This window comes from Streptomyces sp. SKN60 (assembly GCF_026236535.1).
In the GTDB taxonomy this organism is placed as follows: Bacteria; Actinomycetota; Actinomycetes; order Streptomycetales; family Streptomycetaceae; genus Streptomyces.
Genome location: NZ_JAHTMW010000002.1, coordinates 24,673 through 45,060 on the forward strand (window position 1 = coordinate 24,673; position 20,388 = coordinate 45,060).

At 71.7% G+C, this 20,388-nt stretch carries 20 protein-coding genes, 1 other RNA gene and 1 pseudogene; 14 read left to right on the forward strand and 8 right to left on the reverse strand.

Going from position 1 to position 20,388, the window contains the following annotated elements; translation table 11 throughout:
* Positions 1 to 294: 294 nt before the first annotated feature.
* Together KV205_RS03140 and KV205_RS03145 are read right to left on the reverse strand one after the other, a co-directional pair.
* Positions 295 to 648, reverse strand: a complete 354-nt coding sequence (locus KV205_RS03140) for a hypothetical protein (protein ID WP_265861963.1) — start codon at positions 646 to 648, stop codon at positions 295 to 297.
* Between the two features lie 16 nt (positions 649 to 664).
* The gene (locus tag KV205_RS03145; protein ID WP_265861965.1) at positions 665 to 1,921 is read right to left on the reverse strand and encodes a helix-turn-helix domain-containing protein; all 1,257 of its coding nucleotides are present in this window, start codon (positions 1,919 to 1,921) and stop codon (positions 665 to 667) included.
* A gap of 182 nt (positions 1,922 to 2,103) precedes the next feature.
* Between KV205_RS03145 and KV205_RS03150 the strand changes: the two genes are divergently transcribed.
* The 6 genes and pseudogenes from KV205_RS03150 to KV205_RS03175 all read left to right on the forward strand — a co-directional run bounded on the left by KV205_RS03150 (position 2,104) and on the right by KV205_RS03175 (position 5,251).
* Positions 2,104 to 2,271 carry a hypothetical protein gene (locus KV205_RS03150; protein WP_175439062.1) on the forward strand — a complete coding sequence of 56 codons (168 nt, stop codon included), beginning with the start codon at positions 2,104 to 2,106 and terminating at the stop codon, positions 2,269 to 2,271.
* On the forward strand, positions 2,268 to 2,474 hold the full coding sequence (locus tag KV205_RS03155; RefSeq protein ID WP_265861968.1) for a hypothetical protein: 207 nt from the start codon (positions 2,268 to 2,270) through the stop codon (positions 2,472 to 2,474). Before KV205_RS03150 ends, KV205_RS03155 begins: the two co-directional genes overlap by 4 nt.
* 79 nt (positions 2,475 to 2,553) lie before the next feature.
* Positions 2,554 to 2,814 (forward strand): putative ATP-grasp-modified RiPP, encoded by a 261-nt coding sequence (tgmA, locus tag KV205_RS03160; protein ID WP_265861970.1) that lies wholly within the window; start codon positions 2,554 to 2,556, stop codon positions 2,812 to 2,814.
* Positions 2,815 to 2,819: 5 nt separating this feature from the next.
* Positions 2,820 to 3,779: an ATP-grasp ribosomal peptide maturase gene (gene tgmB, locus KV205_RS03165; protein WP_265862704.1), complete on the forward strand. Its 960-nt coding sequence runs from the start codon at positions 2,820 to 2,822 to the stop codon at positions 3,777 to 3,779.
* A pseudogene (gene tgmC / locus KV205_RS03170) lies at positions 3,776 to 4,940 on the forward strand (ATP-grasp peptide maturase system methyltransferase). The gene tgmB and the pseudogene tgmC overlap by 4 nt, the downstream one beginning before the upstream one ends.
* A gap of 17 nt (positions 4,941 to 4,957) precedes the next feature.
* Positions 4,958 to 5,251, forward strand: coding sequence for a DUF6087 family protein (locus KV205_RS03175; RefSeq protein WP_265861972.1), 294 nt, complete (start codon positions 4,958 to 4,960; stop codon positions 5,249 to 5,251).
* A gap of 115 nt (positions 5,252 to 5,366) precedes the next feature.
* Here the strand turns inward: KV205_RS03175 and rnpB are convergent.
* Together rnpB and KV205_RS03185 are read right to left on the reverse strand one after the other, a co-directional pair.
* An RNA gene (rnpB, locus tag KV205_RS03180) (RNase P RNA component class A) lies at positions 5,367 to 5,765 on the reverse strand.
* A 30-nt stretch (positions 5,766 to 5,795) separates the two neighbouring features.
* A complete protein-coding gene (locus KV205_RS03185) occupies positions 5,796 to 6,356 on the reverse strand; it encodes a Uma2 family endonuclease (protein WP_265861974.1) in 561 nt (186 codons plus the stop codon).
* Between the two features lie 122 nt (positions 6,357 to 6,478).
* On the opposite strand from KV205_RS03185, the gene KV205_RS03190 reads away from it, so the two are divergent.
* The gene (locus KV205_RS03190; protein ID WP_265861976.1) at positions 6,479 to 7,216 is read left to right on the forward strand and encodes a MerR family transcriptional regulator; all 738 of its coding nucleotides are present in this window, start codon (positions 6,479 to 6,481) and stop codon (positions 7,214 to 7,216) included.
* Positions 7,213 to 8,055 (forward strand): hypothetical protein, encoded by an 843-nt coding sequence (locus tag KV205_RS03195; RefSeq protein ID WP_265861978.1) that lies wholly within the window; start codon positions 7,213 to 7,215, stop codon positions 8,053 to 8,055. The genes KV205_RS03190 and KV205_RS03195 overlap by 4 nt, the downstream gene beginning before the upstream one ends.
* Here the strand turns inward: KV205_RS03195 and KV205_RS03200 are convergent.
* The gene (locus KV205_RS03200) at positions 8,000 to 9,445 is read right to left on the reverse strand and encodes an RNB domain-containing ribonuclease (RefSeq protein ID WP_265861980.1); all 1,446 of its coding nucleotides are present in this window, start codon (positions 9,443 to 9,445) and stop codon (positions 8,000 to 8,002) included. The genes KV205_RS03195 and KV205_RS03200 overlap by 56 nt on opposite strands.
* Positions 9,446 to 9,558: 113 nt before the next feature.
* The gene (locus tag KV205_RS03205) at positions 9,559 to 10,626 is read right to left on the reverse strand and encodes a LacI family DNA-binding transcriptional regulator (protein ID WP_265861982.1); all 1,068 of its coding nucleotides are present in this window, start codon (positions 10,624 to 10,626) and stop codon (positions 9,559 to 9,561) included.
* 163 nt (positions 10,627 to 10,789) lie between these two features.
* On the opposite strand from KV205_RS03205, the gene KV205_RS03210 reads away from it, so the two are divergent.
* The 4 genes from KV205_RS03210 (at position 10,790) to KV205_RS03225 (ending at position 16,210) form a co-directional block, all read left to right on the forward strand.
* Positions 10,790 to 12,118 carry an extracellular solute-binding protein gene (locus KV205_RS03210; protein WP_265861984.1) on the forward strand — a complete coding sequence of 443 codons (1,329 nt, stop codon included), beginning with the start codon at positions 10,790 to 10,792 and terminating at the stop codon, positions 12,116 to 12,118.
* A gap of 17 nt (positions 12,119 to 12,135) precedes the next feature.
* Positions 12,136 to 13,014: a carbohydrate ABC transporter permease gene (locus tag KV205_RS03215; RefSeq protein ID WP_265861986.1), complete on the forward strand. Its 879-nt coding sequence runs from the start codon at positions 12,136 to 12,138 to the stop codon at positions 13,012 to 13,014.
* On the forward strand, positions 13,014 to 13,838 hold the full coding sequence (locus KV205_RS03220; RefSeq protein ID WP_265861988.1) for a carbohydrate ABC transporter permease: 825 nt from the start codon (positions 13,014 to 13,016) through the stop codon (positions 13,836 to 13,838). The genes KV205_RS03215 and KV205_RS03220 overlap by 1 nt, the downstream gene beginning before the upstream one ends.
* A 68-nt stretch (positions 13,839 to 13,906) precedes the next feature.
* A complete protein-coding gene (locus tag KV205_RS03225) occupies positions 13,907 to 16,210 on the forward strand; it encodes a beta-glucosidase (protein WP_265862706.1) in 2,304 nt (767 codons plus the stop codon).
* A gap of 60 nt (positions 16,211 to 16,270) precedes the next feature.
* On the opposite strand, the gene KV205_RS03230 is transcribed toward KV205_RS03225, so the two are convergent.
* A complete protein-coding gene (locus tag KV205_RS03230; protein WP_265861990.1) occupies positions 16,271 to 17,272 on the reverse strand; it encodes a polysaccharide deacetylase family protein in 1,002 nt (333 codons plus the stop codon).
* A gap of 316 nt (positions 17,273 to 17,588) precedes the next feature.
* On the opposite strand from KV205_RS03230, the gene yaaA reads away from it, so the two are divergent.
* The gene (gene yaaA, locus KV205_RS03235) at positions 17,589 to 18,356 is read left to right on the forward strand and encodes a peroxide stress protein YaaA (RefSeq protein ID WP_265861992.1); all 768 of its coding nucleotides are present in this window, start codon (positions 17,589 to 17,591) and stop codon (positions 18,354 to 18,356) included.
* A 100-nt stretch (positions 18,357 to 18,456) separates the two neighbouring features.
* Positions 18,457 to 19,083: a bifunctional 4-hydroxy-2-oxoglutarate aldolase/2-dehydro-3-deoxy-phosphogluconate aldolase gene (eda, locus tag KV205_RS03240; protein ID WP_265861993.1), complete on the forward strand. Its 627-nt coding sequence runs from the start codon at positions 18,457 to 18,459 to the stop codon at positions 19,081 to 19,083.
* 32 nt (positions 19,084 to 19,115) lie between these two features.
* Here the strand turns inward: eda and KV205_RS03245 are convergent, their stop codons facing one another.
* Positions 19,116 to 20,381, reverse strand: a complete 1,266-nt coding sequence (locus KV205_RS03245) for a YhgE/Pip domain-containing protein (protein ID WP_265861994.1) — start codon at positions 20,379 to 20,381, stop codon at positions 19,116 to 19,118.
* Positions 20,382 to 20,388 lie beyond the last annotated feature (7 nt).

Below are 20,388 nucleotides of genomic sequence, written 5' to 3' on the forward strand. Positions count from 1 at the left end.
ACGGCGCCTCGCGCGTCGACGAGGGCATGGAGAACCTCGCGCAGGGCCTGCACAAGTCCTTCGGGGCCAAGGGCGACCGCCCCTACGCCCTCGCCCTCACCTGCCAGGCACCCACCCACCTCACCGTCACCCTGACCCTCGCCCGGGCACGGGGGCGGCGCCGCGGCCGGTCTCGTCCTGTGGCGGCTCAGCACGGTCTCCCCCGACGACCTGGCCGGGGACGGGTGCGAGGACGACATCAAGGGCTGCGAGAGCTGAGGATCGGCCCGGACGAGGACGTCGCCGCTCCTGAGATCAGACGGTCCCTTCGATGCGTTCGAAGATGTCCGCGTCCGTCTCCCGCTGCCAGACCGGCAGGTCGGACCAGTCGGCAACATACCCGGGCTTCGGGTCTTCGAAGTGCCTGAACATCTGGGCGGTCCAACAGATCGCGACGAATCGACCCTTCTGCTCACGGGTGAGCCGGGCCGCATGCCCGCCGCTGACCTCGATGAAGTCGCGCACCTGCCCGTACACGGCGGTGGCGGCTTCGCGCTCCCACTCGGGCGTCTCGTCCCACGGCGTGACGTAGCCGGGCTTGGGCTCGCCGGGGTAGTGCTTGTTCACACCGTCGATCCACGCCTCGCGGAAGATCCGGCCGTCATTCATGCGCGTGTCCCTCTCGTCATGCGGTGCGCGGAAGCGCCGCGATTCGGTGATCAAGAGTCGAGACTCGGTCATCGGACATGAGCGGGGCAAGACGCCCCCGAAGCCCGTCCAGCTTCTTGCCGATGAATCCCGAATTCGACCGGTCGGCCAGTCCGAGTGCTTGCTCCGCGTAGTGCACGACCTGGTCGACGTCCCGCCTGTGCGCCCCAAGCACGGCGAGGTCGCTCAGAACAGCGGCACGGCGACGCAGGGACAGAGGCTGGGCAAGGGCCGTGGTGAGCGCTTCCTCGGCGAGATCAGGGCGGCCCAGTTGGAGGTAGCAGGCTCCTCGCTCCTCTGCCAGGCGGGAGCCGTCGAAGCGGAGCCAGCCTCCGTTGTGGGAGTGAGCGCCGTCGAGGGCGTGCACTTTCTCAGCTTCGTCAAGAGCCCGGCTGCAGGCGTCGAGGTCGCCCACGGCCGCGTACGCCTGCGCCTGGACGGCCGCGACCCAATGACGGGTGGAGAGAGTGTCGTCACCCCTCCGGGCGATGCGGAAAGCTTCCGCAAGCAGGGGTTGGGCAGCGTGCGCGCGGCGCGCGTACAGCTCGACGTACGCGTGGCGGGTCATGGCACAGGCCCACAGGTCGTGGTCGCCACCGGCGTAGGCCGCATTGGCGGCCAGTGTGTAGCACTGCGCGGCATCGGTGTACCTGTTGGCGTCGAAGAACAGCTCACCGACGAGCTGGTAGACGTCGGCCGTCATCCGACACAATCGGGACCGCTCCACAGCAGTACGGGGCTCGGTCAGCCCCTTCGCCATCACATCGAGCTGTGCGCGCACCGCAGGGAAGACGACCTGCTTGGAGTCTGATAGCGCGTAGACCTGCCAGAGGCTGCGGTGTAGGGCGTCCCCTGTCTCCAAGAGCGTCGATACTGCCCGCCCTCGGGCGGCCTCACCGTGATCGGGAAGAGTGACCAGCGCACCCGTAACGGCGAGCAGGCCCAGGACTTCGCGGCGCTTCATGTCGTCATCATCACCATGGAGGAGGGGTGGAGCAGCGGAGAGCCCGGCCGTCTCGGCCGGCTGTTCGTCGGAGAGAAGGGCTTCCAGCTCGGGGAGGGTCACTCCCAACAGCTCTGCGATCTTCGGCCGTTGGTGGGGACGCGGGGTGGCGCGACCACTTTCCCAACGGACCACGGTGGACGCGGCCACCGAGAGCGCTTCTGCGAATTCCTCCTGAGAGTAACCCCGGGCCGCGCGCCGTTCCGCAAAGTGCTTACGCCTCGACGTCATAGGTCTCCCCTCACGAGAACCCTTTCACGCACTCATACCCGCCACGTGCCAACGCCTGGAAAACGCCTGGGTATTGCGCGAGGTCCGCTCTGGGAGAAGGTAACGGATCGTCGTTCACTGGTCACACGCCGCTCGGAGGCCGAAGGACCCTCCGGGCGGCTCCCACTGAGAGGAGCGACCCCGTGACGACCTCCGGACTGCCCCGCAGGAACCCTGGCGCCAGTGGCCGTACGTACACACCGCCGGAGCCCCGGCCTGGTGCGCCGAGCCGGGCTCTGCGGGTACGGGCGGCCGGCGGCTGGGAGAGGTTCATGCGCCGCGTCGAGGCCCGGCAGGAGCCGGAGGAGTGAACCCGGTCGGTTCCGACGGCTACGAGCATCACCCGCTCCTGGACACGCGTGTCCGTGACATCGCCTCGCGCGGGGAGGGTGTGCTCGTCGCCGTCACACACGAGCTCCACAACCACGGCACGGTCCGCATCGCGCACATCCGGCCCGCGTCCGGAGTCGAGTGGACGACCGCGGCCGACAACATCCAGGCCGCCCGCCCCTGAGCCGCGGCCCGCAGATCGCCGTCCGCGCCCCCTGGCGCAGACGGATTCCCGCACCACACCCTTCAACACAAGGAGTCTCATGACCACCTCTGTCGCACTCCCCTCCCCCACGCGGCCGTGGGGTGCGGGCCGACTCGCGCCCTACCCGACGGTCGTCCGCCGACCCCACGCCACGGTCGCCATCGACCCCACGACGCAGCTCGGGGTGTTCCGCGACCGCGTCGGGCAGGTGGTCGAGATGGGCAAGCACGGCACCAGCTCCGGCACCGAGACCTCCACGACGACGAACTCGGACTCCCAGAACGACCAGGGTCACGATCAGGACAGCACGCAGGACTGATGACCATGACCGAGGAGAGGCCGGTTCTGGTGGCCACCGAGGCGGACGACATCACCGCCGACATGGTGATCACCGAACTCAACCGGCGCGATGTGCCGGTGGTCCGGTTCAACCCCGCCGACATCGGCGAAAACCTCACGGTCTCGGCTCGGTTCGGCACCTGCCCGACCCCGGTGGTCGGGCAGGTGCGCACCCCGTCGAGAACCGCTGATGTGACCCAGGTCCGGTCGGTGTACTGGCGCCGCCCGGAATGGCCCGCGTTTCCCCACCTGTCCGCTGATGACTCCCGGTTCGCGGCGGCGCAGGTCCGCTACGGATTCGGTGGCACCCTCTACGCCCTGAGCGGCCCGCTCTGGGTCAACCACCCCCTGCGCGTTGCCGCAGCCGACTACAAACCCGCGCAGCTCGTTCTCGCCCAGCAACTCGGCTTCACCATCCCTCCCACCCTTGTCACCAACGACCCGGACGAGGCTCGCGAGTTCGTTCAGGCTCAGAGGCAGGCGATCTTCAAGACGCTGCGATGGACCCCCTACACGCGTGATGGCGTGCCGGTGACGGGATGGACCGCCCCCGTCACCCCCGACGAGATCGACGACAGCGTTCGGGTCGCGCCCCACCTGTTCCAGGCCCGCGTGGACAAGGTCGCCGACGTTCGCGTGCTGCTCGTAGGTCGGCATACGTTCGCCGTACGCATCGACTCCGACCTCCTGGACTGGCGCAAGGACTACAGCGCCCTGACCTACACCGTGGAGCACCTTCCCGACCGGGTGGCCAAGGGACTGCATGCCTATCTGGACCGACTGGATCTGGTATCGGGAAGCTTCGACCTCGCGGTCGACCGCGCAGGGGACTACTGGTGGCTGGAACTGAACCCCAACGGACAGTGGGGGTGGCTGGAGACCGAGACCGGCCTCCCGATGTCCGCTGCCTTCGCCGACCTACTCGCACAAGGAGATCACCGATGACCGACCCGTCATCCGAGCGACGCCGCATGGCGACCGTTCTCGTGAATGAAGGGGCCCTGAAATCCCCCTGGCTGCGTGAGGCCGTCGAGTCCGTCCCCCGCGAGCGGTTCCTCCGCTCGGGAGTCTTCCTGAACGAGGGGCGGACCTGGCGGCCCGTCACCGCCACCGACACGAATCCGGACGAGTGGCTGAAGATCGCATACAGCGTCGACACCCTCACCACCCAGCTCGACGGCCACCTCACCGCCGACCAGGCCGACGAACCCGTCGTGGGCGTGCCCACGTCCTCCTCGACCGACCCGGCCACCGTCGTCGGCATGATCGAGACCCTGGACCTCGTGACGGGCCACCGAGTCCTGGAGATCGGCACAGGCACCGGCTACTCCACAGCCCTGATGTGTCACTACCTCGGCGAGGACAACGTCGCCACGGTCGAGGTTCGACGCACAGGTGGCCGCACGCGCCGATGCCGCTCTCGAAGCCGCCGGCTTCTCGACGTGGACGGTGACGGGCGACGGGCTCCTCGGCCACCCGTACCGGGCACCGTACGACCGGGTCATCGCCACCTGCGCAGTCCGCCGCATCCCATACGCGTGGATCAGGCAGACGAGGCCCGGAGGCGTTGTCCTCGGCACGGTCGGCTCGTGGCCGTGGGGAACCGGCCTCGCGAAACTTGCCGTCGGCGATGACGGCACCGCCGAAGGCTCGATCGTCGGGCGTTCCTCCTTCATGCAGGCGCGGGCCCAGGCAGTGGCCCCCGTGGCCGGCGATCTCTCCGCCCGGACCGCGTACGCGGACAGTGAGCGGCGCACTCAGGTGTCTCCTCATGTCCTGGAGGAGTGGATGCCCGCCTTCCTTGCGCAGTTGGCGGCGCCCGGCGCTCAGTTCGTCCGCGCGACGGGCGGGGACGGATCGCCCTTGCGGTACCTGTTCGATCCGGAGAAGGAGTCGTTCGCCGAGTTCCTCGTCGACGGCGAGAACTGGACCGTCCGCCAAGGCGGTCCGGTGGCCCTGTGGGATGACGTGGAACGTTCCCTCGTCGCCTGGCAGGATGCGGGGGCGCCGGAGATCGACTCCGTACGGCTCCACGTGACGCCCACGGCCCACCGGTACTGGATCGACCAGGCGCCCTCCCTGCGCTGGGAACACCGGATCACCTGACCCACTACGCTCCGGACATGGACGACGAACCGCTCTCCCAGTGGGCCGAGCGTCGCGACGCGAGGATCGGGCAGCTCCGCGCCGTCCCCCTCGTGACCGGCGACGGCCCGAGGGCTTCGCATCTGAACCCCGATGCGCCCCGTGCGATCCAGCGGTGGAACGGCCACCTGTGGGAGCCGCACGGCTTCGCGGCGAACCTCGCGGAAGCACGGCGCATCCTGTTTCCCCACGCCGAGTCTGCCGCCGCTCCTGAGGCGTCACCGAAGCTCGGTCCCGGGACCGGCAGGCATCGGAAGCCTCCGGCGCTCTGACAACTCTGCCGGGATTACGGCCCATGCCCTGTGAGCGCAGGGGTGAGGCGAGGTCCGCCGCCCCACGAAAAAGGGCCTCTGACCTGTGTTTCCGCTGGCCAGAAGCCCTGAGAGGCAGACGAGTCGGGCTGTACGCCGGGTTCTGTACCCCGGGACCTCGCGGTCGTCGGGGCGACGGCCATCCATCTAGGACCGGCGTTGCCGCCGGCCTCGTGCGGTCTACCCGCGAACTCGGGCGGGCAGCCCTCGAACGTTCGCGCAGGGACACCGAGGTGTCCCCTTTTGACCTTGCTCCGGGTGGGGTTTACCGAGCCGCCTGAGTCACCTCAGGCGCTGGTGGTCTCTTACACCACCGTTTCACCCTTACCGAGGACCGAGGTCCCCGGCGGTCTGTTTTCTGTGGCACTGTCCCGCGGGTCACCCCGGGTGGCCGTTAGCCACCACCTTGCCCTGTGGAGCCCGGACGTTCCTCGGGAGGATCCGAGGATCCCCACGCGGCCGCCCGCCCGGCTCGTCTGCCGTGCCGACCATGCTACCTGGCGATTCAGTGGAGGTCGGCGGTGTCCAGATCGAACCCGAAGGGTTCGGGGAGAAGGAGCGGCTTGCCGAAGGGGGCGAGGTCCCGTCGCGGGTACTCGCCGGCCTCCGGCCGCCCGAACAGCGTCACCATGCGCTCTTCCCGGTCCACGAGGAGGTAGAGGGGGATGGCGCCCCTCGCGTAGCACCGGCGCTTGGCCTCCCGGTCGAGGTCCGGGCGGTGCCGACGAGAGGTGACTTCGAGGACGAGGGACACGCCGTCGCAGGGCATCCAGGGCGGGGCGCCGCGGAACGCCCGGCCGGCCAGGGGGACGACGGTTCCGTCGGGGATCACGTGGTCCTTCGGGGCGCCGGGGGCCGCGCCCAGGACCAAGCCCTTGTGCCCCGAGACCTGGACCTCGACCCGTGATCGCTTGACGAGCTGACGGACCAGGCGGCTCATGCAGTGTTCGTGGTCCCCCTCGGGCGGCGGCGTGACCACGGTCTCCCCCTCGACCAGCTGCGCCCGGAGACCCTCCGGCGTGCGCAGGGCCAGAAACTCCTCCAGCAGGAACTCCGCGTCGGTCATGGCAGCAGGCTCGGGCAACGCGGCCCCGGCCGCAGGGGGACGGGGGGTGGTTTCCCCCGATCGGGGACGGAGCGCCGGACGTCACTTGACCTTGTCGCAGCGTCAAGGTTTCTACTGGACGCATGCGAATCGGCGAGATCGCCGCGCTCGTCGGGGTGACCCCGCGGGCCGTGCGGCACTACCACCGGATGGGGCTGCTGCCCGAGCCCGCGCGGCGGGCGAACGGGTACCGGGAGTACGGGGTGCGGGACGCCGTGCTGTTGGCGCGGATTCGGCGGTTGACCGAGTTGGGGCTCGGGCTCGACGAGGTCGGGGACGTGATCGCGGATGACGAGGGGCGGGAGCTGGTGGAGGTGCTGGAGGAGCTGGACGCGGATCTGGGGCGGCAGGAGCGGGTGATCCGGGAGCGGCGGGAGCGGCTCGCGGAGTTGCTCGGGCAGGCGCGGGAGGGGCGGCTGGGGGCCGACGGGCCCGTGTCGCCGCAGCTCGCCGGGCTGCTCGCGGACCTCGGGGACGGCGGAGTCGCCGGGTCGCCGATGGCGGCGAAGGACCGGGAGATCCTCACGCTGCTCGACACCGTCGTGCCGGAGGAGGAGCGGGACCGGTTCATGGAGCTGATGCGCGGGGCCGCCGCGCACGCGCCCGCGCTCTACGCCCGGCTCGACGCCCTCGCGGACGCCAAGCCCGACGACCCCCGGGTCGCCGAGGCCGCCGCCGCGCTCGCCCGGGTCCTGCCGGACGGGCTCGCCGTGGAGGTGCCCGACGGCGGGCTCGCGGAGACGTTCTTCGGCGACCTGGCGCCCGCCCAGGCCGCCGCCGTACGGCAGGCGCTGCGACTCGTGGCGGAGCGTGGCGCATGAGGGCCCTGCGGACGTACCTCGTGTACGCGCTGCTGCCCGCCGAGCTCGTCCTCGCCGTCTGTCTCGTCGCCGGGGTACGGATACCCCCGGCCGTCCTCACTGTCGCCGAGGCCGCCTTCACCCTGCTGCTGCTCGCGAACGGCCTCGCCTTCCTCCGGCTGCGGCGGCGCGGGCTGACCACCCGCGAGGCCCTGCACGTGCTCGTGCCCGAGCCGGCGCTGCGGCTGATCGCGCACGAGCTGCGGCTCATGGCGAGCCTCGGCCGGTGGGTCGCCCGGCGCCCGGACCGGGGCGGGCCGGACACCGTGGCCGCGTTCCCGCACGCCCGGGACCAGGCCGCGCTGATGTACGGCTTCGCGTTCGTCTGCGTCGTCGAGAGCGTCGGCATGTCGTATCTGCTCGCGGCCTGGCCCGTCGTCCACGCCGTCGTCCTCGTCCTCGACGTCTACACCGTGCTCTTCGTGCTCGGTCTGCACGCCGCCTCCGCGACCCGGCCGCACCTGCTGACCGGCGACACGCTGCGGGTCCGGCAGGCCGGCCATGTCGACGTACGGATCCCGCTGGAGCGGATCGTCGCCGTCCGGTACGAGTCGCTGTTCACCCACGAGAAGAAGGACGGCGAGCTGAACCTGGCCGTCGGGTCGCAGACCTCGCTCACCCTGGAGCTCGGCGCCCCGGTCGACGCGCCCCGGCTGCTCGGCTCCCCCCGGCCCGTACGCGTCGTCCGTCTCCACGCGGACGACGCGCGTGCGATGCACCGGGCCCTCCGCGAGGCCCTCGCCCTCACACAGGCGCGAACAGCACCTTCGCCCGTCCCGGATCCGCCTGTGTCAGCCTGACCCGCAGCCACTCGCCGAGCGGGAGCCCCGTCTCGCCGCCGCCCTCGATGCGCGCGACCACCGCGGGGCGTTCCAGATGTACGGTGCCGACGGCCGGCTCCCGCTCCTTCACGTCGATCACGTACGCGTCGAAGAGCTCGCCGATCCGGCCGCTGAGCAGCGCCGCCTCCACGATGTCGACGCTCTCCCGCTCGACCGTGTTGGCGCGGCGCGAGCCCGCGGCCATCTCGTCGGGCAGGGCCGGGAGCGCGGCCCGTACCCACTCCGGCGGTTCCTGTCCGGCCACCGCCGCGACGCACAGCTCGCCCGCGTAGCGGTCGACGAGGCGTCGCAGCGGGGCCGTGCAGTGCGTGTACTCGTCGGCGACCGCCGCGTGCAGGGCCGGGATCGGTACGTCGCCGTCGGTGAAGACCGTGTAGCCGGCGCCGCGCAGCAGGGTCGTGCACTCCTGCAGGAACGCGGCGTGGCGCGGTTCGGCGGGGTCGAGGGAGCGGACCACGTCCGCGTACGAGACGTGGTGCGGCCAGTCGACGCCGAGCGCCTGCGCGGAGCGGCGCAGGCGGGCGACGGCGCCGTCCGGGGCGGTGGGGAGGGTGCGGAGGATGCCGGTGCCGGCCGCGGTCATCAGGTCGGCGGCGGCCATGCCGGTGAGCAGGGAGATCTGCGCGTTCCAGGCGTCGGCGGGGAGCGGGGCGCGGTAGGCGAGCGAGTAGGTGTGGTCGTGCTCGACGATCTCCTGTTCGGGGACGTTGAGGGAGATGCCGCCGCGTTCGCCCTCCAGGCGCTCGCGCAGGGTGCCGATCTCGCGGAGCAGCGCGAGGGGTTCCTCGGCGGTGCCGGCGTCGATCCGCCGCTGCACGCCCGCGTAGTCGAGTTTGGCGCGGCTGCGGACGAGCGCCCGGCGCACGTCGGTGGCGACCCGCCGGCCGTCGGCGTCGAGGTCGATGCGCCAGAGGAGGGCGGGGCGGGGTTCGTCGGGGAGGAGGCTGGCGGCGCCCTCGGAGAGCACGGCGGGGTGGAGGGGGACCTTGCCGTCGGGGAAGTAGAGGGTGAGGCCGCGGCGGTGCGCCTCGGCGTCGAGCGCGCCGCCGGGGGTGACGAAGGCGGCGACGTCGGCGATGGCGTAGTGCACGCGGTAGCCGCCGCGGGCCCGGCGGGCGAGGTGCATCGCCTGGTCGAGGTCCGTGGACGTCGGCGGGTCGATCGTGAACATCGGCAGGTCCGTGGCGTCCGCCCCGGGCAGCCGGGGCGCCTTGGCCGCGGCCTCCGCCTCGGCGAGCACCTCGGCCGGAAACCCGTCCGGCACCCCCAGCTCGGTCCGAAGTGCGCGCAGCGCGGCCCGCAACGGGGCCTCCGCGGCGCCGGTCACGCGAATGTGGCGGCGGGGCATGGACCGAGCGTAGGGCGCCGACGGTGCCGCGGCACCCCGGCGGGAGCCGGCCACTCAGCGGGTGCGCCGCCGCTCACCCTCCGGGCCGGCCCGGCGCCCCGCGGGCGCCCCCCTCACCCCACCTCCCGCCCCGGCGGCACCGTCGCCGTCACCGGCTGGGCCGACGGTGGGGCCGTGCTCTTGCGGACGACGAGGCTGGTGGCGAGCTCCAGGCGGGTCACCGCGGGCTCGCCGGCGCGGAGGCGGAGGAGCATCTGGACGGCCTCCTCGCCCATTTCGCGGAGGGGCTGGTGGACGGTGGTGAGGGCGGGGCTGGACCAGCGGGCGATCATCACGTCGTCGTAGCCGACGACGGAGAGGTCCTCGGGGACGCGGAGGCCGCAGACGCGGGCGGCTTCCATGACGCCGAGGGCCTGGAGGTCGCTGCCGGCGAAGACGGCGGTGGGGCGGTCGGGGAGCTGGAGGAGTTCCATGGCGCGGGCGTAGCCGCCCTCGACGTGGAAGTCGCCGAAGCGGACGAGGGACGCGTCGTGGTCGAGGCCGGCCATGTTGAGGGCGGAGCGGTAGCCGTCGAGGCGGGCCAGCGAGCAGAGCATGTCCTCGGGGCCGGTGACGATGCCGATGCGCCGGTGGCCGAGGTCGATGAGGTGGCGGGTGGCGGCGACGCCGCCGGACCAGTTGGCGGAGCCGACGGACGGCACGTCGGGGGCGGGGTCGCCCGCCGGGTCGATGATCACGAAGGGGATGGAGCGGGCGCCGAGCTGCTGCTTGACGGCGTCGGGGAGCGACGAGAAGACCAGGATCACGCCGATCGGCCGGCGCTGCAGGACCCCTTCGATCCAGTCGGGCGCGGGCGCGTGCCGGGTGCCGCTCTCGGTGAGGACGACGCTCGCCTGATGGGCCTTGGCGAGGTTCTCGACGCCCCGGATCAGCTCCATGGACCACACGCTGTCGAGCTCGTGGAAGACGAGTTCGATGAGCGGCGCCTCCCGGGCCGCGCGGGTGGTGCGCCGGTACGAGTGGGCTTCGAGCAGTCGCTCCACCCGGCCGCGGGTGGCCGGTGACACGTCCTGCCGGCCGTTGAGGACCTTCGAAACTGTCGAAAGCGACACCCCGGCCTTCTCCGCCACCTCCGCCAGCGTGATCCGCCTTTTCGCCTCACCGGCCTCAGCATCTCGCATCCGAGCAGCATAGGCACCGCTCTCCGCCCCCAACCGCCCCCGAATAGTCACGCTTTGATAACGCGCGACCGAAGGGTTGACCCGCTCGACGGCCCGACCTTAGCGTCCCGGCCGACACGAAATTTCGGAAACAGTAGCGAAACACTTTCGAAAGGTGGAGCGCATGGAGCCGACGAAGCGACCGCGACGCGCGCAGCTTCTGAGAACCGCCGTCATCGGCGGCGCCTCCCTCGCCATGGCCCTGTCCCTGACCGCCTGCGGCGGAGGCTCCTCGGACGCGGCCGGCGGCGGGGACGCGGACACGATCCACGTCCTGGTGTACGGCGACGCCACCAACAAGGTGGAGAAGCAGCTCGTCGACACCTTCAACAAGACCTCGAAGGTCAAGGCGGTCCTCGACACCATCCCCGGCGCCGACTACCAGACCAAGCTGCAGACCGTCATCAGCGGCAAGCAGGCGCCCGACCTGTTCTTCAACTGGGGCGGCGGCAGCATCAAGCCCTACGTCGACGCCGGCCTGCTGATGCCGCTCGACGACTTCATCGCCAAGGACCCCGGCCTGAAGTCGAAGTTCCTGCCCTCGGTCTTCAACACCGCGGTCGTCGACGGCAAGTCCTACGGCATACCCATGCGCGGCACCCAGCCCGTCCTGCTGTTCCACAACAAGAAGGTCCTGGCCGAGGCCGGCCTCACCGCCCCGCGCACCTGGGACGAGCTGATTGCCGCCGTGAAGACGCTCAAGGCCAAGAAGATCACCCCGATCGCCCTCGGCGGCGCCGACAAGTGGCCCACCCAGATGTGGTTCCAGTACCTCTACGACCGGGTGGCCGGCCCCGAGCTCTTCCAGAAGGCCGTGAACGGGGACAAGGACGCCTGGGCGAGCCCCGACAGCAAGAAGGCCCTCGGCATGATCAGGGAACTGGTCGACGCCGGCGCCTTCGGCACCAACTACGACTCGGTGAAGTTCACCGACGGCGGCTCCCCCGCCCTCCTCGCCACCGGCAAGGCCGCCTTCGAGCTCATGGGCTCGTGGGAGTACTCCACCCTCCAGGACGCCCACCCGGACTTCGTGAAGGCGGACCTCGGCTACGGCTCCTTCCCCAGCGTCACCGGCGGCAAGGGCAGCCCGGACAACCTCGCCGGCAACACCAACAACTTCTACTCGGTCCTGAAGAAGACCCGGCACCCCGAGGCCGTCGCCGAGTTCCTGAAGCTCATGTACTCCGACGACTTCGTCAAGGCCCAGCTCGGCATCGGCAACCTGCCGACCACCACCAACACCCCCGCGTTCCTGGCCGGTTCGGCCAACCCCGCGTACTCGACGTACCAGTACGACCTGGTCGCGAAGGCCCCCGCCTTCCAGCTCTCCTGGGACCAGGCCTACCCGCCCGCCGCGGCCACCACGATCTACCAGGCCGTCCAGCAGTTCTTCAACGGGCAGTCGGACGCGGACGCCTTCATCGCCGCCATGCAGAGCCTGCCCGCGGCCTGACCCCCGGGACACCTCACATGACCACCCACGTGGGCCGCCCGGGCTTCGCCTGGGCGGCGCCCGCCGCCGTCTTCTTCGCCCTGTTCGCCCTCGTACCGCTCGTCCTGGTCGCCGTCCTCTCCTTCACCCGCTGGAACGGCCTCGGCTCCCCCGAGTTCGCCGGCCTGGAGAACTGGGACAAGCTGCTCGACGACCCCGTGATGCTGAAGAGCCTCTGGCTGAGCCTGCTGCTCACCGTCCTCGGCGTCCTCGTCCAGACCCCGATCAGCATCCTGCTCGGCGTCTGGGCGGCCGGCCGCCAGCGCAACCGGGCCGTCCTCTCCGCGATCTACTTCGTCCCGCTCCTGCTCTCCATCACCGCGGTCTCCGTCCTGTGGCGCGCCGTGCTCGACCCCAACTTCGGCGTGCCCTCCCAGGCGCGGTGGCTGTTCGGCGACGGCAATCTGCTCGGCATGCAGGCCGGCGCCATCGGCGTCCTCGTCTTCGTCAGCACCTGGCAGTTCACCCCGCTGCACACGCTGATCTACCAGGGCGCCGCCCGCGCCATACCCCAAGTGCTCTACCAGGCCGCCCAGATCGACGGCGCGGGCACCGTACGCCAGTTCTTCCACATCACCCTGCCGCAGCTGCGCAACAGCATCGTGACCTCGATGATCCTCATGGTCGTCGGCGGACTCACCACCTTCGACACGGTGCTCATCCTCACCCAGGGCGGCCCCGGCACCGACACCACCAACAGCGCCTACTACATGTACCAAAAGGGCTTCAAGAACTTCGACTTCGGCGCGGCCTCCGCCATCGCGCTGCTCCTCGTCCTGGTCGCCACCCTCGTCTCCCTGGTCATGGTCCGCCTGACCGGCTACGACAAGATGCGCAGCACCATGGAGGGGGTGTAATGCGAGCGCGCCCCAACCACCTCGCCGGATTCGGCTCGTTGATCTGGCTGTTCGTGGTCGGCCTGCCGCTGTACGTCATGCTGGTCGCCACCTTCCAGACCCGCGCCGACTACGCAGCCAACGGCCCCCTGTCCCTCCCCGACCCCGAGCACCTCACCCTCGACAACTACGTCAACGACCTGAGCGACGGCTTCGGGCAGTACTTCCTCAACACGGTGATCGTCACCGTGTGCGTCGTCGGCATCGTGGTGCTGCTCGTGCCGCCCCTCGCGTACGCCATCGTGCGCAGCGACGGCAGGGCCGCCGGCCGGGTCTTCCGGCTCTTCCTGCTCGGCCTGGCGGTCCCCTCCCAGGCCGTGATCGTGCCGATGTTCTACCTGATCAACGAGGCCGGTCTGTACGACAGTCTCATCGGCATCGTGCTGCCGACGGCCGCCTTCGCCATGCCCGTCTGCGCCCTCATCCTCACCGGGGTGATGCGGGACATCTCCCCGGAGCTCTACGAGGCCATGACCCTCGACGGCGCCTCCTCCTGGCGGATCTTCCTCCGCCTCGTCGTGCCGCTCTCCAAGGGCGGCCTGTCCACCGTCGTCGTGTTCTCCTCGCTCCAGGCCTGGAACGGCTTCCTGTTCCCGCTCGTCCTCACCCAGTCCACCGAGAACAAGGTCATCACCATGGGCCTGTACGACTTCCAGACCGAGCACGGCGTCGACATCCCCGCCCTCCTCTCCGCCGTCGTCCTGTCCATGCTCCCCGTCCTGTTCGTGTACCTGTTCGCCCGACGCGCCCTGGTCCAGGGCCTGATGGGAGTCGGAGGAAAGTGACCGACCACGCATCCGCCCACGTGACCCACGACGTGGCTGCTTCCCGAGTCGACGCGCTGATCCGCGAGATGACCCTGCCCGAGAAGCTCGCCCAGCTCTTCGGCGTGTGGGTCGGCGCCTCCGACGAGGGCGCCGAAGTCGCCCCGTACCAGCACGACATGAAGGAGACCGTCGACCTCGACGCGCTCCTTCCCGACGGCCTCGGCCAGCTCACCCGCCCCTTCGGCACCGTCCCCGTCGACCCCGCCCTGGGCGCCCTGTCCCTGATGCGGACGCAGGCCCGGATCGCCGCGTCGAACCGCTTCGGCATCCCGGCCCTCGCCCACGAGGAGTGCCTCGCGGGCTTCGCCGCCTGGGGCGCCACCGCCTATCCCGTCCCGCTGTCCTGGGGCGCCACCTTCGACCCCGCGCTGGTACGGGAGATGGCCGCGAACATCGGCCGGGACCTGCGCTCCGTCGGTGTGCACCAGGGCCTCGCCCCCGTCCTCGACGTCGTCCGCGACGCACGCTGGGGGCGGGTCGAGGAGACCATCGGCGAGGACCCGTACCTGGTCGGGACGATCGCCACCGCCTACGTCCAGGGCCTGGAGTCCGCCGGGATCGTCGCCACCCTCAAGCACTTCGCCGGCTACTCGGCCTCCCGCGCGGGCCGCAACCTCGCGCCCGTCGGCATGGGCGCCAGGGAGCGCGCGGACGTGATCCTGCCGCCGTTCGAGATGGCGGTACGGGAGAGCGGCGTCCGGTCCGTGATGCACGCCTACACGGACACCGACGGCATCCCCTCGGCCGCCGACGAACGCCTGCTCACCGGACTGCTCCGGGACACCTGGGGCTTCAGCGGCACGGTCGTCGCCGACTACTTCGGCATCGCGTTCCTGAAGAACCTGCACGGCGTCGCCGGTACGTACGGGGAGGCGGCCGGCACCGCGCTCGCCGCCGGCGTCGACGTGGAGCTGCCCACCGTCCAGGCCTTCGGCGCCCCGCTCCGCGAGGCCGTCGAGGCGGGCCGCGTGCCCGAGGAGCTCGTCGACCGCGCGGTCCGGCGGGTGCTGCTGCAGAAGGCCGAACTCGGGCTGCTCGACCCCGACTGGAGCCCGGTGCCCCCGGCGCTGCGCGACGCCGACACCGGGGCCGGCCCCGCCGCCGCGCTGCGCGGCACGGTCGACCTCGACCCGCCCGCCAACCGCGAGCTGGCGAGGCGGGTCGCCGAGCGGGCGGTCGTCCTGCTCCGCAACGACGGCATCCTGCCGCTCGGCCCAGGTACAGGACCGGGGCCGGGGTCGGAGGCGCCCCGCCGGATCGCGCTTGTCGGCCCGAACGCCGACATCCCCACGGCCGTCCTCGGCTGCTACTCCTTCCCCGTCCACGTCGGCGGACAGCACCCGGACAGCCCGCTCGGCATCGAACTGCCCACGCTGTACGAGGCGTTGCGGACCGAGTTCCCGGACGCCGAGATCGACGTGGCGCCCGGGACCGGGATCGACGACGGCGCGACGAGCGGCTTCGCCGAGGCCGTCGGCCTCGCGCGCGAGGCCGACGTGGTGATCGCGGCCCTCGGCGACCGCGCCGGGCTCTTCGGGCGCGGCACCAGCGGCGAGGGCTGCGACGTGGAGTCCCTCGTGCTGCCCGGAGCACAGCAGGGGCTGCTCGACGCGCTCCTGGACAGCGGTACGCCGGTGGTGACGGTCCTGCTCGCCGGCCGGCCGTACGCGCTCGGGCGCGCGGCCGACGAGGCCGCCGCCGTGCTGCAGTCCTTCTTCCCGGGCGAGGCCGGTACGGGCGCCCTCGCCGCCGTCCTCAGCGGCCGCGCCGCACCGAGCGGCCGGCTGCCGGTCAGCGTGCCGCGCCGGCCGGGCGCCCAGCCGTCCACGTATCTGGCGGCCCGGCTCGGTCACGCCGGCGAGGTGTCCAGCATCGACCCGACACCGGCGTTCGGCTTCGGGCACGGGCTGACCTACACCACCTTCGAGTGGAGCGGTCTGGAGGTGGAGAACGCCGAGGCCGCCACCGACGGCGCGTTCCGGCTCGCCCTCACCGTGGAGAACACGGGCGGGCGCGCCGGCACCGAGGTCGTCCAGCTGTATCTGCACGATCCGGTGGCCTCCGTGGTCCAGCCCGTGCAGCGGCTCATCGGGTACGTGCGCCTCGACCTGGCGCCGGGCGAGCGGCGGCGGATCGGCGTGTCCGTCCCGGCGGACCTGGCCTCGTTCACCGGCGGGGCGGGGTTGCGGATCGTGGAGCCGGGCGAACTGGAGCTGCGGCTGAGCGCGTCGAGCGCCGAGCCGCGGCTGACCGCGCGGGTGCGCCTGACCGGTCCGGTGCGGGAGCTGGACCACGGGCGGCGACTGCACGCCGACTTCGAGCTCCGCTGAGGACGACAGTGCGGCCGGCACCGCTGAGCGGGGCCGGCCTCACTGCTTGTGGGCCACGGGTCAGACGGCGCTGCACGAGACCGTGGGCCACGTCCGGTTGCCGTTGTGCTGGATGGTCATGCCCCAGTTGCTGCCGCTGCCGTTGGGCTTGGCGACGAGGGTCTGCGCGTTCGGGTAGGTGGCACTGATGTTCCAGGTGGAGAGGACCTTGGCGGGCGAGGGCACGTTGACCGTGACGGTCCAGTCGGTGGCGCCGCTGACCGCCACGTTGAGGTTGTAGCGGTCGCTCCACGACGGCCCGGCCGACAGGGTCGCCGTACAGCTGCCCGTACCGCCACCGCCAGAGCCGCCTCCGGAGCCGTCGGGGGCGACGGCGCGGCCGGTGGTCGGCGAGATCATGCCGGCGCACAGGTTCTTGCTCGCCAGGGTCTGCGCGATCCGCGGGATGGCGGCGAGGGTGTTGGCGGGCCAGTCGTGCATGAGGATGACCTGGCCACTGGTCATCCGGCCCACGGCCTGGACGATCGCGTCGGTGCTCGCGTTGTTCCAGTCCTGGGAGTCGACGTCCCAGAGGATCTCGCGCAGCCCGAACGCGGCCTCGGCCGCCTTCAGCGTCGCGTTCGTCTCGCCGTACGGCGGCCGGAACAGCGTGGGCGCCGGGACGCCGGCGGCGGTGATCGCCTGCTGGGTGCGCGAGATCTCGGACTCCATCTGCGCCTGGGTCAGCGTGGTCATGTGCGGGTGGGTGTAGCTGTGGTTGGCGACCCACATGCCGGCGTCGGTCTGCGCCTTGACAACGGCCGGGTCGGCGGCGGCGTTCTGCCCCTGGTTGAACATGGTGGCGCGCAGGCCGTTCTGCCGCAGCGCGTCGAGCAGTTGGCGCGTGGTGGCGGACGGGCCGTCGTCGAAGGTGAGGCCGACGTATCCGGCGGAGCACGACGTGACGGCTGTGTCCGCCGCGCCGGCGGTGCCGGGCAGCAGTGACGCGGTCAGGAGCGCCGGCGCGAGCGCGCAGGCGGCGCGGGCGGGGGTGAGGGGACCCCCGGGCCTGGTTTTCTGCATGGTGATGTTGCCTCCTCATGTGCGCCGTTGGAATGTGCGCCGGTGGACCAGCGAGGAATATCCGGCCCCCGTCACCTGGTGTCAATACTTTCGACATTGCATCCGAAACTTTCGAATCCGACCGGATCAGGCCCTTCATGGGCCTGCCCAGGCCCTTCGCATCTCCGGTACTCCATGGCGGATCCCGAAATCGCGGGGCTTCCGGCCGGATCGACACCGCATGGCGAAAGCTTTCGACCGGCCGGGGACGGGGGACCTCGTACGCTGGGCCCCTGGGGCCGCACCCCCACCCCCGTACGTACGAAGGAGAACCGCCGTGCTCGTCCTGTTGCCGCCCTCCGAAGGCAAGGCCTCCTCGGGGCGCGGGGCGCCGCTCAAGCCCGAGGGCCTTTCGCTGCCGGGGCTCGCGGAGGCGCGGGCGGCCGTGCTCGACGAACTGGTCGAGCTGTGCGCCGCCGACGAGGAGAAGGCGCGCGAGGTGCTCGGCCTGAGCGAGGGGCTGCGCGGCGAGGTCGCCAAGAACACCGAGCTGCGGACCGCCGGGGCGCGGCCCGCCGGCGAGATCTACACCGGGGTCCTGTACGACGCCCTCGGCCTGGCCACGCTCGACGCGGCCGCCCGCCGGCGCGCCGGGCGCTCGCTGCTCGTCTTCTCCGGGCTGTGGGGCGCGGTGCGGGTGACCGACCGGATCCCCTCGTACCGCTGCTCGATGGGGGTGAAACTGCCGGGTCTCGGCGCGCTGGGCACGCACTGGCGCGGGGCGATGGCGGACGTCCTGCCGGAGGCGGCGGGCGACGGCCTGATCCTGGACCTGCGCTCCGCGGCGTACGCGGCGGCGTGGAAGCCGAAGGGCGAGCCGGCGACGCGGACGGCGACGGTGCGGGTGCTGCACGCGCCGACCCGGAAGGTGGTCAGCCACTTCAACAAGGCGACGAAGGGCCGGATCGTGCGCAGTCTGCTTGAGTCGGGCGCGGCGCCGGCCGGGGTGCCGGAGCTGGTGACGGCGCTGCGGGACCTCGGCTACGTGGTGGAGGAGACCGGGAAGCCGGGCGCGCTCGACGTTCTCGTCGACGAGATCCACTGAGGGGATCCTCGGGTGGCCCCCTGAGGGGTACAACTTCACACCGTTGCACCATACGCAACGCTCGTTGTGCGCTCCGCTTGCCGTCGGCAGGATGGAGCGCATGACGAGCGTGCTTGACCTTGCCCCCGCCGCCCCCGTCGTCCCGGTCGTCGTGATCGAGGACGCCGCCGACGCCGTGCCGCTGGCCCGCGCCCTGGTGGCCGGCGGTCTGCCGCTGATCGAGGTGACCCTGCGCACCCCGGCCGCGCTCGACGCGATCCGGGCGATCGGCGCGGAGGTGCCGGAGGCGGTCGTCGGCGCGGGCACGGTCGTGTCCGCCGCCGGGGTCGCGAACGCGGCCGGCGCGGGCGCCCGCTTCCTGGTCAGCCCCGGCTGGACCGACGGGCTGCTCGACGCGATGCGCGGCTCGGGCGTGCCGTTCCTGCCGGGTGTGTCGACGACCTCGGAGGTGGTGGCGCTGCTCGAACGCGGGGTGACGGACATGAAGTTCTTCCCGGCGCAGGCGGCGGGCGGCGTCCCGTACCTCAGGTCGCTCTCCGGGCCGCTCCCGCAGGCCCGGTTCTGCCCGACCGGCGGCGTCTCGCTCGCCTCGGCGCCGGCCTATCTGGCCCTGCCGAACGTCGCCTGCGTCGGCGGCACGTGGATGCTGCCCGCCGGCGCCCTCGCGGCCCGGGACTGGGCGCGGGTCGAGTCGCTGGCCCGCGAGGCGGCGGCGCTGGCCCACTAGCGGCCCGCGGTCAGGCCGCCTCGGCCCTCCGGTCAGGCCGCCTCGGGGACGGCCTCCTCCTGCCGGGGCGGTTCGGGCTGCGGGGTGAAGCGGGCCAGGCCCCGGCGGTCGTAGTAGTGCGTCATGGCGAAGCCGAAGAGCAGCGCGCCGGCGAACCCGATCGCGATCATCACCCAGGCGCGGGCGAGACCGGCGTCCGCGCGCGCGTCGAAATAGAGGATGGCGCGGACGCCGTCGGTGAGCTGGCGCATCGGCTCGAAGGTCGCGAGGAAGCGATAGAAGGCCGGGGTCGCCTGGAGCGGGATGGTGGCGCCGGAGGACGGCAGCGCGAGCGCGATGAAGACGAACATCGACACCAGCTGTCCGATGCCGCCGAAGGCCGCGTTGATGGCCTGGACGCCGAGGCCGACGGCCACGGTCGCGCAGTACGAGAAGATCCACAGCAGCGCCAGGTGGTCCGCGTCCATGCCGAGGATCGTGATCGTGGAGAACATCAGGAGCGAGGTCGTCAGGAGCGCGATCCCGGCCGTCATCATCATCTTCAGGAGCAGGGTCTGGGTGCGGCTGATCGGCACGGTCCGGTGGCGGGTGTGCCAGGGGCCGAGCTCGCTGTCCGCGTAGCCGAGGGCGGTGTCGACGCCGGCGTTGATGACGTTGCCGCCGATGAAGCCGGAGAGCACGAGCAGCAGCGTGTAGTAGAAGGCGGTCAGACCGAGTCCGCTGTGCCCGCCGATCGGGTTCCCGACCCGGGTGGTCACCTCGACCGGGTCCGCGAGCAGCACCTTCGTCGTCGGGTCCGGGGCGGACGCGGCGAGCCGCTGCCCGATGGTCGCGGAGGCGCGCTGGGCCACGGTCTGGTTGATCTGGGCCGCCATGGAGGAGCCGAGGCTGCCGACGCCGGCGTTGGTGAGCACGGTCAGGGTCGGCCGGGCGGTGGCCCGGCGGGTCGTCAGGGCCTGGGCGGCGGCGCTGAAGTCGGGCGGCACGAACAGCGCCCCGTACACCTTCCCGGACGCCAGGTCGTCCTCGGCCCGCGCCCGCCCGACGATCCGCCACTCGACGCTGTCCGGGCGGGCGGCCTTGCCGAGCGAGTCGGTGATCTCCTTGCCGAGCGGGCCGCGGTCCTCGTCGACGACGGCGATCGGCAGCCGGTGCAGGTCGTCGTTGGGGCTCAGGATGCCGCCCAGGTAGAGCAGGGCGAGGACCATGGTGACGAGCCCGCTGAGGACGGTCGGTACGAGCCAGAGCTTGGGGTTGCGGACGAGCGCGCCGGCGGGCCGGGGGGTCGCGGGGGCCATGGTTCTC

Coding starts and splice junctions, on each gene's coding strand:
- KV205_RS03245 (WP_265861994.1), bottom strand. CDS start 20,381: ATGGCCCCCGCGACCCCCCGGCCCGCCGGCGCGCTCGTCCGCAACCCC.
- KV205_RS03205 (WP_265861982.1), bottom strand. CDS start 10,626: ATGCGAGATGCTGAGGCCGGTGAGGCGAAAAGGCGGATCACGCTGGCG.
- KV205_RS03200 (WP_265861980.1), bottom strand. CDS start 9,445: ATGCCCCGCCGCCACATTCGCGTGACCGGCGCCGCGGAGGCCCCGTTG.
- eda (WP_265861993.1), top strand. CDS start 18,457: ATGACGAGCGTGCTTGACCTTGCCCCCGCCGCCCCCGTCGTCCCGGTC.
- KV205_RS03230 (WP_265861990.1), bottom strand. CDS start 17,272: ATGCAGAAAACCAGGCCCGGGGGTCCCCTCACCCCCGCCCGCGCCGCC.
- tgmA (WP_265861970.1), top strand. CDS start 2,554: ATGACCACCTCTGTCGCACTCCCCTCCCCCACGCGGCCGTGGGGTGCG.
- tgmB (WP_265862704.1), top strand. CDS start 2,820: ATGACCGAGGAGAGGCCGGTTCTGGTGGCCACCGAGGCGGACGACATC.
- KV205_RS03195 (WP_265861978.1), top strand. CDS start 7,213: ATGAGGGCCCTGCGGACGTACCTCGTGTACGCGCTGCTGCCCGCCGAG.
- KV205_RS03190 (WP_265861976.1), top strand. CDS start 6,479: ATGCGAATCGGCGAGATCGCCGCGCTCGTCGGGGTGACCCCGCGGGCC.
- KV205_RS03220 (WP_265861988.1), top strand. CDS start 13,014: ATGCGAGCGCGCCCCAACCACCTCGCCGGATTCGGCTCGTTGATCTGG.
- KV205_RS03145 (WP_265861965.1), bottom strand. CDS start 1,921: ATGACGTCGAGGCGTAAGCACTTTGCGGAACGGCGCGCGGCCCGGGGT.
- KV205_RS03215 (WP_265861986.1), top strand. CDS start 12,136: ATGACCACCCACGTGGGCCGCCCGGGCTTCGCCTGGGCGGCGCCCGCC.
- KV205_RS03225 (WP_265862706.1), top strand. CDS start 13,907: ATGACCCTGCCCGAGAAGCTCGCCCAGCTCTTCGGCGTGTGGGTCGGC.
- KV205_RS03140 (WP_265861963.1), bottom strand. CDS start 648: ATGAATGACGGCCGGATCTTCCGCGAGGCGTGGATCGACGGTGTGAAC.
- KV205_RS03175 (WP_265861972.1), top strand. CDS start 4,958: ATGGACGACGAACCGCTCTCCCAGTGGGCCGAGCGTCGCGACGCGAGG.
- KV205_RS03185 (WP_265861974.1), bottom strand. CDS start 6,356: ATGACCGACGCGGAGTTCCTGCTGGAGGAGTTTCTGGCCCTGCGCACG.
- KV205_RS03210 (WP_265861984.1), top strand. CDS start 10,790: ATGGAGCCGACGAAGCGACCGCGACGCGCGCAGCTTCTGAGAACCGCC.